This is a genomic window from Burkholderia sp. SJZ089, assembly GCF_007828315.1.
Taxonomy (GTDB): Bacteria; Pseudomonadota; Gammaproteobacteria; order Burkholderiales; family Burkholderiaceae; genus Burkholderia; species Burkholderia gladioli.
Genome location: NZ_VIUM01000001.1, coordinates 282,581 through 297,207 on the forward strand (window position 1 = coordinate 282,581; position 14,627 = coordinate 297,207).

Consider the following 14,627-nt stretch of genomic DNA (forward strand, 5'->3'; position numbering starts at 1 on the left):
GCCGGCCCGGCGTGTCGATCCGGACCCTGCTGGCCGCGCTGGCGGCCGCGGCGCTGGGCGGCGCCTGCACCGGCAGCGGCGGCGGAATCGGGCCGTCAGCCATGGCGGCGACGACGCCCGCGCATCAATACCATCTGGGCCGTCCCGTGACCGAAGCCGCCTTGTCGGCCTGGAACATCGATATCGCGCCCGATGGCCAGGGCCTGCCGCCCGGCTCGGGCAGCGTTGCGCACGGCGGCCGGATCTACCAGCAGAAATGCGCGATGTGCCACGGCGCGAAGGGCGAAGGCGGCATCGGCGATCCGCTGGTGGGCGGCATCGGCAGCCTGGCGAGCAGCGAGCCGAAGAAGACGGTCGGCAGCTACTGGCCCTACGCGAGCACGCTGTTCGACTACATCCGCCGCGCCATGCCCTACAACGCGCCCGGCTCGCTGAGCGCCGACGAGGTGTATGCGCTCAGCGCCTACCTGCTCAACCGCAACGGCATCGTGCCGGACGGCACCACGCTCGACGCGACCACGCTGCCCCGGGTCAGAATGCCGAATCGCGACGGCTTCGTGCCCGATCCGCGGCCCGGCACGCTGTAGCGGCAAGCCGGGCCGGCCGGCCGCTCATTTCAGGTGCGCGCGCAAGCGTTCGACGATGGACTCGAAACTCGGGCGGCTGGACACCTCCCCACCGAGGCAGGCGGCCGCGAGCGCCGCCAGTTCGTCGAGCGCGGCCGAGCGGCCCGCCTCGGTACGCTCCAGCAACTCCTCCAGCAGGCAGCCGAAGGCCCGCACCTCGATGCGCTGCAGGGCGAAGCGGCGCGCCTCGTCCTGCGTGTCGTACAGCGAGGCCGCGCCGAAATCGCCGAGCAGCGCATGGCCGGCGCCGTCGTGCAGGATGTTGTGGGCATACAGGTCGCCATGCACGATGCCGCGCCGATGCAGATGCGCGGCCGCCGAGGCGATGCCGTGCGCGATCCGCAGCGTGGTGCCGAGGCTGAAGCGTCGATCCTCGGCATAGACGTCGCGCGTGCAACTATCCAGGCTCGGCGGTCCCGCCAGGTTCTCGAAGTCGTGCTCGACCAGCGGCATCACCAGCCCCTGCTCCTGCATCGGATGGCCGCCGAGGCGGCCCAGCGCGCCGATCAGGCTGGCATGCATGCCGGCATGCAGGCAGGCGGCCATCTCGCGGTCCGGCAGGCCGTCACTGGTCACCGCGCCCTTGAACAGCTTCACCGCCACCGCCTGCTGCGGATGATGATCGGCCGACAGGCGCGTGGCGCGATAGATCACGCCCGAGGCGCCCTCGCCGAGCTTCTGGCCGAGCGCGAGCGTGTGCCAGGCGATCGTCGCCACCGAGCTGTCGGCCATCGCCTCGGCCTCCAGCGCCGCGGCGAACGGGTTGCCCGCATACGCGAGCCAGGCCAGGCGCGGCAGCCGCAGCAGCCACTCGGGCAGGCTCTCGAAGCGGTTGGCCGCCAGCCGCACCAGCTCGAGCCGCGTGCAGGCCGCCATCTCCCCGGGCAGCGCGGCCAGCCGGTTGCCGGCCAGCATCAGCTTCTGCAGCTCGGCGCAGCGGCCGATTTCGGGCGGCAGCGCCTCGATCTGGTTGTCGGTCAGGATCAGCCAGCGCAGGCGCGGCGGCAGGGCCGCGCCCGGCACCGAGCGGATCCGGTTGGCCTTGAAGCCGATCATGCTCAGTTGCGCGCACTCGCCGAGTACCGGCGGCAGTTCGGTGAAGGGATTGTTCGAGGCGAACAGCACGCGCAGGCGGCCCAGGCGGGGCAGGTCGTCGGGCAGGCTGGTGAGCGCGTTGCCCGACAGGTCGAGCACCTCGAGCGTGTCGGCCAGCTCGAAGATCTCGCGCGGGAATTCGGTGAGGCCGGCGGCGAGCTTCAACTGCCGGGCACCGGCGAGCTTGCCGGCTTTCAACTGTTCCACGGTGGTGGTCACGGTCGGTGGCGGCGGGCGCCGCGATAGTGGGGAACGCTTCGATTCTAGCGGCATCGATCGCGGCGCGACAGCGGATCGCAAGGCGGCGCACCGGTTCCAGGCGCCCCGGTTAACCCTGCCGGGTCGAGCATGGCCCGCTCACGACGCGGCGCATCAGGCATCGCCCTCGCTCCGGGCACGGGGATTGCCCCTCGCCGGGGGTTGCCACGCGGCCGCGCCGGGCCCCGCGCCCCGCGATGCCCGTCGCACCGCCCCGGCAGCGGCGTGCCGCGCCGTCGCCGTGCTAGCGTGGGCCGGGTAATTTCTGCATGTCCCGCCCGGCCGCGCGCGGCCTGTCCGCCATCTCCGCCATCCAACGACACCGAACGAGGGCCCCTCGATGACATCCGCACCATCCCCCGCTTCCGGCTCCGCCGCCTCGGCACCGCTGCCCGCGCCGCGCGACCCGCATCTGCGCGAGCTGGCCAACTGCATCCGCTTCCTGTCGATGGACGCGGTCCAGCATGCCAACAGCGGCCACCCCGGCGCGCCGCTCGGCATGGCCGACATCGCCACCGTGCTGTTCCGCGACTTCCTGCGCTTCGACGCGGCCGATCCGCACTGGATCGATCGCGACCGTTTCATCCTCTCGAACGGCCATGCCTCGATGCTGCTCTACAGCCTGCTCTACCTGACGGGCTACCAGGACATGACGATCGAGCAGTTGCAGAACTTCCGCCAGGTCGGCAGCAAGACCGCCGGCCACCCGGAATACCGCCACGCGAACGGCATCGAGCTGACCACCGGGCCGCTCGGCCAGGGCATCGCCGAATCGGTCGGCATGGCGCTGGCCGAGCGCATCCTCAACGCGAAGTTCGGCGACGAGCTGGTCGACCACTACACCTACGTGTTCCTCGGCGACGGCTGCCTGATGGAGGGCATCAGCCAGGAGGCCATCTCGTTGGCCGGCCACCTCAAGCTGGGGCGGCTGATCGCGTTCTGGGACGACAATTCGATCTCGATCGACGGGCCCACCCGGCTGGCCGTCTCCGACCAGGAGATCGAGCGCTTTCGCGCCTCGGGCTGGCGGGTGCTGGAGATCGACGGCCACGACACCGATGCGATCCACGAGGCGATCGCCACCGCGCGCGCCAGCGACGAGCAGCCCACCCTGATCGCCTGCCGCACCATCATCGGCTTCGGCTTGCCGACCCGCGCCGGCACCCAGAAGGCGCACAGCGACGCGCCCGGCGAGGAGGAGATCGCCGGCGCACGCGAGCGGCTCGGCTGGCATTCGCCGCCGTTCGAGATCCCCGAGGCGCTGCTGCGCGAATGGCGCGAGATCGGCGCGCGCGGGCGCGAGGCGCGCATGGCCTGGGCCGAGCGTGTCGAGCAGGCGCCCGATGCGCTGCGCCGCGAGTTCGAGCGCCGCAACGACGGCAAGCTGCCGGCCGATTGGAAACAGGCGATCGCCGAGGCGCGCCGGGCCTTCGTCGACAGCGGCGACGAGATGGCCACCCGCAAGGCCAGCGGCGCCGTGCTCGACCGCCTGTTCGCCGCGATCCCCGAGCTGCTCGGCGGCTCGGCCGACCTCACGCCCTCGAACAACACCAAGGCGAAACAGCAGGTCGAGATCGCACCGGGCCGCTACGACGGCGCCTATATCCACTACGGCGTGCGCGAGCACGGCATGGCGGCCGCCATGAACGGCATCGCCCTGCACGGCGGGCTGATCCCTTACGGCGGCACCTTCCTGTGCTTCTCCGACTATTGCCGCCCGGCGATCCGCCTGGCCGCGATGATGCGCATCCGCACCATCTTCGTGATGACGCACGACTCGATCGGCCTGGGCGAGGACGGCCCGACCCACCAGCCGGTCGAGCATCTGGCCGCGTTGCGCGCGATTCCGCGGCTCGCCGTGTATCGCCCCGCCGACGCGGTCGAGACCGCCGAATGCTGGGAACTGATCCTGGAGCAGCCGCGCCGCGCGGCCCTGCTCGCGCTGTCGCGCCAGCCGCTGCCGCTGCTGCGCCGCGATGCTGCCGGCGAGAACCGTTCGGCGCGCGGCGCCTACGTGCTGCACGAGGCCGAGGGCGGCCCGCGCCGGCTGACCTTGCTGTCGACCGGCTCGGAGCTGCAACTGGCGGTGAAGGCGCGCGAGACGCTGCAGGCGCAAGGCGTGCCGACGGCGGTGGTGTCGATGCCGTGCCGGCTGCTGTTCGAGGAGCAGGACGCCGCCTACCGCCGCGCGGTGCTCGGCGACTCACCCGCGCGGGTGGCCGTGGAGGCCGCCGTCGAGCTGGGCTGGGAGCGTTACCTGGGCCCCGAGGGCCGCTTCGTCGGCATGCACGACTTCGGCGAATCGGGCAAGTACGAGGCGGTCTATCGCAAGTTCGGCATCACCGCCGAGGCCGTGGTGCAGGCCGCGCGCGAGGTGCTGGAGGCGCTGGACCAGCCGGCTGGCGGCCGCTAGGGCCGCCGCTCACACCGCCGGCGCCGTGACTTCCACCACCTCGCCCACGCTCTTGCGGCGCCGCGCGAACCACGACATCGCCACGCGATCGAGCGCGGTGCAGAGCACCAGGTAGAGGAACGCCACGAACAGGAACACCGGGATCGGATAGACCATCAGCCGGTTGTTGACCTGGGTGGCGACGAAGGACAGCTCGTTGACGCCGACGATATAGGCCAGCGAGGTGTCCTTCACCAGCGAGACCCACTGGTTGACGAAGGACGGCGCCATGATCCGCACCGCCTGCGGCAGCACCACCTCGCGCAGCGTCTGCCAGCGCGTCAGGCCCAGCGACAGCCCCGCCTGCCATTGCGCGTCGCCGACCGCGACGATCCCCGCGTGCACCGAATGCGCCAGATAGGCGCCGCCGATCAGCGACAGCGCGCAGACCACCGCCGCCAGGCCCGGCACGTCGACATGGAACAGGATCGGCAGCAGGAAGTAGGTCCAGAAAATCAGCATCAGCACCGGGATCGCGCGGAAGAAGCCGATCACCACCAGCAGCGGCACGCGCGCGGCGCGCCCCGCCATCGCCAGCGCGATGCCGGCGGCGAAACCGAGCAGCCCCGAGGCGATCGCCGAGGCCGCCGCCAGCACCAGGGTGAGCGCCGCGCCGCCGAGCGGGCCGTCGGGGAAGGCGCCGATCAGCAGGTAGCGCAGGTTGCCGGCGAACAGCTCCCAGGGCATCATCGGCGCGCTCCCAGGCGGGTATCGCGCAGATGCCGGATGGTGTGCAGCGCGGCCTCCAGCGCCGCGATCGCGAGGATATAGAGCAGCGTGGCCACGCCGAAGGCCTCGAAGGTGCGGAAGCTTTCGGTTTCCACCTGGCGCGAGGCATAGGACAGCTCGGCCAGGCCGATGGCCATGGTCAGCGAGGAATTCTTCACGAGATTCATGTATTGGCCGAACAGGGGCGGCAAGGCGATGCGCACCGCCTGCGGCAGCACGATATGGCGGAATGCCTGCCAGGGCGTGAGCCCGAGCGCGGCGGCGGCCTGCCATTGGCCCTCGCGCACGCCGGCGATGCCCGAGGCGAACTCGCCGGCCACGAAGGCCGCCGTGTAGCAGCTGAGGCCCAGCCAGCCCGCCAGGAATTCGAACGAAGGCCAGCGCAGCGCGCCCGCCGGCGTCGGCAGGATGTGCTGCGCGTTGAGCCAGGCGATCGCCTCGTCGGGCAGCAGCGTGGCCGCGCCGAAGTACCAGAAGAACAACTGCACCAGCAGCGGCGTGTTGCGAAAGGCGCCGATGTAGAGCCGCGCGAGGCCGCGCACGGCGCGCCAGCGCGAACGGCCCGCCAGCGCCAGCGCGGCGCCCAGGCAGGTGGACGACAGGCCGGCGGCGAGCGCCAGCCCGAGCGTCACGCCGAACCCCTGCCACAGCCACAGCAGGTACTTCGGCGCGAGGAAGCTATCGATCATCTTGGCTTGCTGCCGTTACGTCGCGAGGCTCAGGTCTTGTCGCCGATCTTGAAGGTGCGCGCCAGCGGCGTCCTGGTGCTCGGACCGAACCAGCGGTTGTAGATGGTGTTGGCTGTGCCGTTCGCCTCCAGCCCCTTGAGCGTGTCGTTGACGAAGGCCACCAGGCGCGGCTCGCCCTTCGGGATGCCCACGCCCATGTAGTCGTTGGTGATGGTGAACGGCGGGATCTCGTACTTCTGCTTGTCCGGCACGTTGGCGAGCAGGCCCACCAGCTTGGGGCCGTCCTGCGTGATCGCCTGCACGTTGCCGGCGCGCAGCGCGGCGAACGCGAAGGGCGTGTCGTCATAGGCCACCACGGTCGCCTTGGGGAACTGCTCGCGCACCGCGATCTCGTTGGTGGTGCCCTTGTCGGCGCCGATGCGCAGGCCGTCGAGCTGGTCCTTCGACTTCAGCACGCCCTTCTTCGCCAGGAACTGCTGGCCCGAGGAGAAATACGGAATGCTGAAATCGACCTGCTTGGCGCGCTCGTCGGTGATCGTGAAGTTCGCCAGCACCAGGTCGACCTTGCGCGAGGTCAGGAACGGAATGCGGTTGGCGGGGTTGGTCGATTGCAGCTCGAGCTTGACGCCGAGCTTGTCGGCCAGCGCGCGGGCATAGTCGACGTCGAGCCCGACGATATGGTTGCTGGCCGGGTCGACATACCCGAAGGGCGGGTTGCTGTCGAAGGTGGCCACGCGCAGCACGCCGGCCTGCTTGATGTCGTCGAGGCGATCGGCGTGGGCGAGCGAAGGTGCGAGAGCGGCGAAGCCGGTGAGCGCGGCGAGCGTGGCGGCGAGCAGTGTCTTTTTCATCTTGGCGTTCCGTGTGCGGTGGTGATCCCTGCACCGGCATCGATCGTGTCGACCCGGTGGCGCGCCATGTTGACATCGGCCGCCGCGCCGGCGAAACGATGAATTCTCGTGAACAAAGCAGCAAAGCTGCTAAGCGGCGCGGATTCGGAAACACCGGGAAACAACGGCCGGCACCGCGGCCGGCCGCGGCGACTGGCTAGGCCCATCGCGATGATTTATCATCGGGCCCATATCGCGGGCCGGCCTTGTCGAAGCGACCGCCCGCCTCGCGCCGCGCCCGGCCCCTCCCATCGTCGAGCCCGTCACATCATGAGAAAAACCATGCCGCGCGGGCCCCTGCGCAGCGCCGCCGTCCTCGCGCCCGCCCTATCCCTGCCCCTGGCCGGCTGCGCCTCGCGCGGCGCCCCCGCCTATGAATTGTTCGGCGCCTACTTCCCGCTCTGGCTGCTCAGCGCCGTGCTCGGCGTGATCGCGGCGATCGTCGCGCACCGCGTGTTCGTCGCCACCGGCTGGGCCGCCACCGTGCCCTACCAGCTCGCCGTGTGCAGCGCGCTTGGGCTGGTGGTGGCGGTGATCGTCTGGCTGGCCGGCACGGGGCCCTTCGCATGAAGGCCGCCGGCGTCGCCCGCCCCTGCGCGAAGGGCCGCCTGATCGCGCTGGCGATCGTCGTGCTCGGCATCGCCGCGCTGGCCTATGCCTGGCATCGCACCACCGCCTATCCCTCCACCGACGACGCCTCGATCGACGCCGACGTGGTGCACGTGGCCTCGCCGGTGGGCGGGCGCATCGTGCGGCTCGCGGTGCACGAGAACCAGCGCGTCGCCAAGGGTGCGCTGCTCTACGAGATCGATCCCGTGCCCTATCGCCTGACGGTGGCCCAGGCCCAGGCCGACCTCGAACTCGCGCAAGCCTCGCTGGCCACGCGCCGCCGCGCGCTGATCGGCGAGCGCGCCAACGCGACGGTCGCCGCCGAGCAGGTCGAGCGCGCCACGCAGAACTACGACCTCGCCACGCGCGACGTGAACCGGCTCGCGCCGCTGGCCGCGCAGGCCTATGTCAGCGCCCAGCAGTTCGACCAGGCCAAGGTCCGCCAGCGCGACGCGGCCGTCTCGCTCGCGCAGGCGCGGGAGCAGCAGCGCGCCTCGGCGCAGACCATCGGCGACGAGGCCGACGCGATCGCCACCCTGCACGCGCGCGAGGCCGCGCTGGCCCGCGCGCGACACGCGCTCGACGACACGGTGGTGCGCGCCCCGCACGACGGGCTGGTGACGGGCCTGTCGGTGCTGGAGGGCGAAACCCTGGCGCCGAACCAGTCGATCTTCACGCTGATCGACGCGAGCGAGTGGTTCGCGGTCGGCAACTTCCGCGAGACCTCGCTGAACCGCATCGCGGTGGGCGACTGCGCCACCGTCTACTCGATGATCGACCGCGGCCGCGCGATGACGGGCAAGGTGGTCGGCATCGGCGCCGGCATCGCCGACAGCGATCGCATCAACCTGCCGCGCTCGCTGCCGATCGTGCAGCGCTCGGTGAACTGGGTGCACGTGGCGCAGCGCTTCCCGGTGCGCGTCAGGCTCGACGAACCCGATGCGCGGCTGGTGCGCGTGGGCGCCAGCGCGATCGTCGAGGTCCGGCATGGCTCGGCCTGCCGCTGAGATCCGCGCGCCGGGCCCGCGCGAGCTGCTGCGCCTGCTCGCGCCGTTCCCGGGCCGCGCCGCGATGGCCTGGCGGATCGCCCTGATCTGCGCCGTCACGGTGCTGGTGGCCAACGTCTACGGCACGCCCGAGGCGGCGCTGTCCGCCTACGTGGTGTTCTTCCTGAACCGCGCCGACCGCGTCACCAGCAGCCTGCTGGCCGTCGCGCTGATGCTGATCGTGACCATCGTGATCGCGCTGGTGCTCGGCGTGGCGATCCTCAGCATCGACTACGCGATCCTGCGGGTGGCCTGCATGGTGGTGCTCTCGGTCGGGCTGCTGTATCTCACCTCGGCCAGCAAGCTGCGCCCGGTCGGCGCGATCCTGGCGATGATCGTCGGCTTCGGGCTCGACGAGCTCGGCCTCGCGCCGTTCGGCGAGGCCGCCACGCGCGCGCTGCTCTATGTCTGGCTGATGGTCGCGATTCCGGTGGGTGTGTCGATCGTGGTCAACCTGCTGGTGGCGCCCTCGCCGCGCCGGCTCATGCTCGGCCAGCTCGCCCGGCGGCTGCGGCTGGCCGCGCGGCGACAGCAGGGCGACGAGGCGGCCCGCGCCGGCTTCGACGCCGCCCTGCGCGACGGCGACAAGCCCTTGCTCACCTGGCTCAAGCTGTCGAAGCTGGAAGGCTCGACCGCCGCGGCCGACGTCGGCCCGCTCCGGCAGGCGATCGCGTCGAGCACCGCGCTGCTGGTGACGGTCGCGCTGGCCGATCGCGAGCCCGAGGCGCGCTTGCCCGACGAGCTTCGCGCGAGCCTCGCCGCCACGCTCGACGAGATGGCCGGCATCCTCGAACGAGGCGGCTACCCGGTGGAGGTGAGGCTTGCGCCGCCGCCGGCCGACGCGCTGCCGCCGCTCGCGCGCGCCGTGGCGACCGAGCTGCACGCGGTGATCACGCATTTCGCCGAGCCTGCCGAACCTGCCGAACCTGCCGAGCCTGCCACCCAGGCCTCGCCGCCGCCCGCCGCCGAAACCGCGCCGCCGCCGAAGCCGGGCGGCGGCTTCTTCCTGCCCGACGCGCGCAGCAACCCCGACCACGTCCGCTACGCGCTGAAGACCACCGCCGCCGCGATGTTCTGCTACCTGCTCTACTCGCAGCTCGACTGGTCCGGCATCCACACCTGCTTCATCACCTGCTACATGGTCTCGCTCGGCTCCACCGCCGAGACCGTCGAGAAGCTCACGCTGCGGATCGCCGGCTGCCTGGTCGGCGCGCTGTTGGGCACCGCCGCGCTGGTGTTCGTGGTGCCGGCACTGACCTCGATCGAGCAACTGCTGGCGCTGGTGCTGGTGGGCGCCTGGCTGTCGGCCTGGGTCGCGTTCGGTTCGCCGCGCATCGCCTACGCCGGCTTCCAGGTGGCCTTCGCCTTCTTCCTGTGCGTGATCCAGGGCGCCGGCCCGGGCTTCGACCTGACGCTCGCGCGCGATCGCACGATCGGCATCCTGATCGGCAATCTCGTGGTCTACCTGGTGTTCACGCGAATCTGGCCGGTCAGCATCGGCAAGCAGATCGACGTCGCGCTGGCCGCGCTGCTCGGCCAATGGCGGCGCCTGGCGACGGTGACGCAGCCGGCCGAGCGGCGCGTGCTGGCCGCCGAGGCCTTCGCGCGACACGGCGCGATCGCCCAGGAGCTCGGCCTGATCCACTACGAGCCGTCCTGGGTGCGGCCGACCGCGGACTGGCTGAGCAGCCGGCGGCGCACGCTGGCCGAGCTCGGCGCGCTGGAGACGCCGCTGTTCCTGCTCGCCGAGCGCGAGCCCGGCGACGCGGCGATCGGCGCGCGGCTCGCGCGCGTGACTGAATTGAACGACGGCGGGCTGGGCGATGGCGGGCTGAAGGACGGCGGGCTGAAGGACGGCGGCCTGAACGACAGCACGCGGAAGGACAGCGAGCTGAACAAAGGCAAGCTGAACAACGACGAGTTGAACGACGGCAAGCTGGATGGCGGCGAGCTGAACAACGGCAAGCTGAACGACGGCAATGCACCCGCCGCCCGCGCCTCGGCAGCACCTTCCGTCACCGCCGCCGCCCCGCATCCCGAGCCCGGCACCGCCGCCACCCCGCGCGATGCCTTGCTGAACCTGATCGACGCGCGGCTGGCCCGGATCGCCGAGGCCGCCCGTCAAGCCGGACCGAAGGAGCCCGCCCCTCATGCGTCGACCTGAATCGACGGCCGCCCCCCTCGCCAACGCCCTCACCGCCGCCCTGGCCGCCAGCCTGGCGCTGGCCGGCTGCGCGAGCTCCTCGATCGAGCTGGCGCCGGAGGCGCCCGACCGGCCCTGGACGGCGCCCACCTCGGCACAGGGCGAGATCGTCTCGTCGCCGGCACGCGCCGCCGCCCAGGGCGCCGCGCGCGACTACACGCTGCCGGCCACGCCCGCGCTGGCCTCGGTGGCGCCGCCCGCGGCGCTCGACGCCGCGCATCCCTATACGCTGCCCGAGCTGATCGACCTGGCCGAATCGAGCAACCCGCTGACGCGCATCGCCTGGAACGACGCGCGCAACGCCGCGCTGGCGGTCGGCATCGCCAAGGCGGCCTACCTGCCGCAACTGTCGGCCACGGCGATGGGCGCCTACCAGACCAGCCACGGCTCGACCTCGACCCTGCTCGGCGACGCCTCCAGCGACAACACCGCGCACGGCACCATCTCGGCACTCTCACTGCAATGGCTGCTGTTCGACTTCGGCGGGCGCGCGGCGCGCGTGGAGGTGGCCGAGCAGGCCTCGATCGCCTCGAACGTGGCCTTCACGGCGGTGCACCAGCAGGTGATCCACGACGTGAGCGTCGGCTACTACCGCTACGACGCCGCGCGCTCGCGGGCCCGCAGCGCTCGGCAGGGGCTGGCCAACGCCGACGCGATCCTGGCGGCGGCCCGCGCGCGGCTCAAGCACGGCGTGGGCACCGTGGTCGAGGTGGCGCAGGCGACGCAGAATCGCGCCCAGGCCAATCTCGCGCTGGTGCAGGCGCAAGGCAGCGAAAGCGACAGCTACCTGGCGCTGGTGTCGGCGCTCGGCATCTCGCCGCTGTCGAAGCCGCTGATCGCCGAGCTGCCCGAGCGGCCGCTGCCGGCCACGCTGGGCGCCTCGGTGGACGCGATCGTCGCCGACGCGATCGCGCGCCGTCCCGACCTGCAGGGCGCCTATGCGATGGAGAAGGCCAATCGCGCGAAGATCCGCGCCGCCGAAGCGGCCTTCATGCCGAAGGTGTTCCTGTCGGCCTCCACGTCCTATGCAAGCGGCCATACCGCGATCTCGGCGCTGCCGGCGATCGGCGACCAGTCGCCGACCGTCAACCTGAACGGCAGCCGCTACGGCAGCGGCGTGTTCCTCGGCGTGACGATCCCGCTGTACGACGGCGGCCTGCGCTCGGCGGTGCTGATGCAGGCGCGCAACGACGCGCAAAGCGCCGCCGCGCGGCTCACGCGCACCCAGGAGGAAGCGGTGCGTCAGGTGGTGGTGGCGCAGAACGCCGTGCAGAGCAGCCTCGCCTCGCACGAGGCGGCGCAGGCGCTGGTCGAGGCCGCGCAGACCAGCTACGACGCGGCGCTGACCGCCTATCGCAGCGGCGTGGGCTCGATCACCGACGCCACGCTCGCCCAGAGCCAGTTGCTCGCGGCGCACGATGCCGAGGTGGACAGTTACGCCGGCGCGCGCTCGGCGGCCGCGGCGCTCGCATTGGCGACGGGAACCATCGGCTCGTCGTCGCCGTGAAGTCGCCATGAAGCCGCCATGAAGCCGGCTGGATATCGACGAGGAATCGCGCGAGCTAGCGCGCCACCGCTTCCGCGGCCTGCGCCGTTTCCTCCGCGACCGGCCGCGCGACGCGCCAGCCCAGCAGCAAGGCACCCGCCATCAGCAGCGCCGCGATGTAGTAGGCGAAACCCGGCATCGGCCGCGCCGGTTGCGTGCCGATCGACCAGGAGAAGGCCGCGCCGTAGACCAGCGGCCCGAGGATCGCCGCGAGCCCCGAGAAGGCCTGCAGGGCCCCCTGCAACTGCCCCTGCTCCAGTTCCCCGACGCGCCGCGTCATGAGCCCCTGCAAGGCCGGCATGAACAGGTTGAACAGCACGTAGACGGGCATGATCGCCAGGTAGGCGATGCCCGTGGCCGCCAGCCCGAAGCAGGCGTAGCCGATCACGCCGCCGGCCGCGCCCAGCAGCAGCGCGCCGCGCTCGCCGACACGCGCCACGATCGGACCTACCAGGCCGACCTGCACCAGGGTGCCGAGCGCGCCGCTCAACATCATCACCAGGCCGATCTGCGCCGGGCTCCAGCCATAGCGATAGCCGCCGTAGAGCACGAAGATGGTCGGCGCCACCATCCAGGCCAGCGGGAACAGGAAGGCCAGCAGCGCGAGCCCGAACAGGTCGCCGCGCGAGCGCAGCCAGGCGAAGGACGCGAAGGGGTTGAGGCGGCGCCAGTCGAAGCGGGCCGCGCGCGCCTCGGGCGCCAGCGATTCGGGCAGCGCCTTGAGCCCGTAGAGGAAGTTCAGCGTCGCCAGCACGCCGGACAGGTAACAGGGCAGCCGCAGGTCGATGCCGGCCAGCAGGCCGCCGAGCACCGGCCCGGCCAGGAAGCCGAAGCTGACCGCCGCGCCGATCCGCCCGAAGGCGCGCGCCCGGCCCTCGGGCGGCGTCACGTCGGCCACGTAGGCATTGGCCGTCACCATGCTGGAGGCGGTCGCCCCGCTCAGCACGCGGCCCACGAACAGCCAGGCCAGGTTCGGCGCGAGCGCCATCGCGAACGCGTCGAGGGCGAAGCCGGATAGCGAGACCAGCAGCACCGGCCGGCGCCCGATGCGGTCCGACAAGGCGCCGAAGGCCGGCCCGCAGACCAGTTGCATCGCCCCCCAGGCCATCGCGAACAAGCTGCTCCAGGTGCTGGCCTGGGCGGTGTCGCCGCCCGTCATCAGCTTGATCAGGTTCGGCAGCACCGGCAGCATGATGCCGAAGGACAGCGAGTTCATCAGCGCCGTGGCCAGCAGGAAGCCGAACGCCGCGCGCGAGGCGCGGTGCGGCCCGGCCTGGCTCGCCACGCTCACGACGCCGGCACCGGCGATCGGGCCTCGCAGGTGCGCAGCGCGTCGAGCAGCGCCTCCACGCGTGCCCGCTCGACCTGCGCATCGTCGTGCGAGAGCGCGATCAGCGCCGCCAGCGCCGCGCTGTCCTCGATCGCCGAGCGATGCGCCGCCGACAAGGTGGCATCGGCCAGCAAGGCCGCACGCACCGGCCGCAGTTCCTCGGCCAGCAGCGCCAGGCGGCTTCCCGGCGCGCGTTCGATGCCCTGCGTCGCGAGATGGCGGCGGCCCCAGTCGTCCAGCGCGGCGATCGCGAACAGCGCGGCGCCCCAGGTCCGGCCGTGCTCCAGGAAGCGCGCGCCGGCCGCGACGAAGTCGAGCCCGGCCGGCGCGAGGAAGCCCTGGCGGAACTCTTCGAGCCGGTCGCCGGCATAAAACCCGGGCAGCGCGCGCGTGGCGTTCGAGGCGCCGAGGATCTGCCCGAGCGTCGGATACCACCAGAAATTCACCGAGACCGACACGCCGGGCGCGCGCACGTGATGCCACCAGAACACCGGCATGAACAGCAGCTCGCCGGCGTGGATCGTGAAGCGCATCGCCTCGGCGCGCGCGTAGTCCGGGTAGGCCGCCAGGTCGGGCCGGTCCGGTTCGACATTGGACAGGTGCGCGGTGGCCGCGTCGTGGTGATACGGGTACAGGCGCGGCGTCTCGTCCGGCGCGAACAGCGCGAACTCCTTGCTGCCGTGCAATTGCGCGAACAGGTTGTTCGAGTAGTCGAAATGCAGTTGCGACGAGGTGCGGCGGCCGAACCAGAGATTGATCATCGGCCGGTTCGCCGCGATCCACTCGGGCACTACCAGGTTGTCGAGCAGCTCCGGCAGCAGTTGCGGAATCGACTGCTGCATCACGTAGACGTGGTCGTCGGCATCGGCTTGCAGCATGCGCCGCGCGGCCGTGCCGAAATCGACCTCGGCGTTCTCGAAGGTGTTCGAGCGGCGGATGTCCTGCGAGGGCTTGAGGCGGTAATAACCGTCGCTGGCCGTGCTCAGCGTCACGCGCCGCTCGCCCGCCACGTTCGCCAGGTACTCGGGCGTCCAGCGCTCGGCGATGCGCCAGTCGTGCAGCGCGTCGGTGATGATGACGGGCCTGCCCTGCTCCAGGAAGCCGCCCTCGTTGAATTCCGCGCGGGTCACGCGTGCAATCATCATGTTTCTCCG

Annotated in this window: 12 protein-coding genes; 6 read left to right on the forward strand and 6 right to left on the reverse strand. The window is 71.6% G+C overall.

What is annotated here, in order from left to right; translation table 11 throughout:
* The first annotated feature begins 17 nt into the window (after nt 1-17).
* Nucleotides 18-587, forward strand: a complete 570-nt coding sequence (locus FB600_RS01170; protein WP_374941978.1) for a c-type cytochrome — start codon at nt 18-20, stop codon at nt 585-587.
* Nucleotides 588-611: 24 nt separating this feature from the next.
* On the opposite strand, the gene FB600_RS01175 is transcribed toward FB600_RS01170, so the two are convergent.
* Nucleotides 612-1,940, reverse strand: coding sequence for a leucine-rich repeat-containing protein kinase family protein (locus FB600_RS01175; RefSeq protein ID WP_145756087.1), 1,329 nt, complete (start codon nt 1,938-1,940; stop codon nt 612-614).
* Nucleotides 1,941-2,319: 379 nt separating this feature from the next.
* Between FB600_RS01175 and tkt the strand changes: the two genes are divergently transcribed.
* Complete coding sequence (tkt, locus tag FB600_RS01180) at nt 2,320-4,392, forward strand: transketolase (RefSeq protein WP_096751224.1); 2,073 nt, start codon at nt 2,320-2,322, stop codon at nt 4,390-4,392.
* A gap of 9 nt (nt 4,393-4,401) precedes the next feature.
* On the opposite strand, the gene FB600_RS01185 is transcribed toward tkt, so the two are convergent.
* The 3 genes from FB600_RS01185 to FB600_RS01195 are packed head-to-tail and all read right to left on the reverse strand — an operon-like array spanning nt 4,402 to nt 6,700.
* On the reverse strand, nt 4,402-5,118 hold the full coding sequence (locus FB600_RS01185; RefSeq protein ID WP_244122084.1) for an amino acid ABC transporter permease: 717 nt from the start codon (nt 5,116-5,118) through the stop codon (nt 4,402-4,404).
* Nucleotides 5,118-5,849, reverse strand: coding sequence for an amino acid ABC transporter permease (locus tag FB600_RS01190; RefSeq protein ID WP_096751225.1), 732 nt, complete (start codon nt 5,847-5,849; stop codon nt 5,118-5,120). The genes FB600_RS01185 and FB600_RS01190 overlap by 1 nt, the downstream gene beginning before the upstream one ends.
* Before the next feature lie 29 nt (nt 5,850-5,878).
* A complete protein-coding gene (locus FB600_RS01195) occupies nt 5,879-6,700 on the reverse strand; it encodes an ABC transporter substrate-binding protein (protein ID WP_145756089.1) in 822 nt (273 codons plus the stop codon).
* Between the two features lie 309 nt (nt 6,701-7,009).
* Here FB600_RS01195 and FB600_RS01200 point away from each other — a divergent pair, with 309 nt between their 5' ends.
* From FB600_RS01200 to FB600_RS01215, 4 genes are read left to right on the forward strand one after another with little or no spacing between them, the layout of a single operon-like run.
* Nucleotides 7,010-7,309: a hypothetical protein gene (locus tag FB600_RS01200; RefSeq protein WP_013690405.1), complete on the forward strand. Its 300-nt coding sequence runs from the start codon at nt 7,010-7,012 to the stop codon at nt 7,307-7,309.
* Nucleotides 7,306-8,355 carry a multidrug transporter subunit MdtN gene (mdtN, locus tag FB600_RS01205; protein ID WP_145756090.1) on the forward strand — a complete coding sequence of 350 codons (1,050 nt, stop codon included), beginning with the start codon at nt 7,306-7,308 and terminating at the stop codon, nt 8,353-8,355. The genes FB600_RS01200 and mdtN overlap by 4 nt, the downstream gene beginning before the upstream one ends.
* Entirely contained in the window at nt 8,336-10,558 is a 2,223-nt protein-coding gene (locus tag FB600_RS01210) for an FUSC family protein (protein WP_145756091.1), read from the forward strand. The genes mdtN and FB600_RS01210 overlap by 20 nt, the downstream gene beginning before the upstream one ends.
* A complete protein-coding gene (locus FB600_RS01215; protein ID WP_145756092.1) occupies nt 10,545-12,104 on the forward strand; it encodes a TolC family protein in 1,560 nt (519 codons plus the stop codon). The genes FB600_RS01210 and FB600_RS01215 overlap by 14 nt, the downstream gene beginning before the upstream one ends.
* 55 nt (nt 12,105-12,159) lie before the next feature.
* On the opposite strand, the gene FB600_RS01220 is transcribed toward FB600_RS01215, so the two are convergent.
* Together FB600_RS01220 and FB600_RS01225 are read right to left on the reverse strand one after the other, a co-directional pair.
* Nucleotides 12,160-13,434, reverse strand: a complete 1,275-nt coding sequence (locus FB600_RS01220) for an MFS transporter (protein WP_145756093.1) — start codon at nt 13,432-13,434, stop codon at nt 12,160-12,162.
* Entirely contained in the window at nt 13,431-14,618 is a 1,188-nt protein-coding gene (locus FB600_RS01225; RefSeq protein WP_145756094.1) for a cupin-like domain-containing protein, read from the reverse strand. Before FB600_RS01225 ends, FB600_RS01220 begins: the two co-directional genes overlap by 4 nt.
* Between the last annotated feature and the right edge of the window lie 9 nt (nt 14,619-14,627).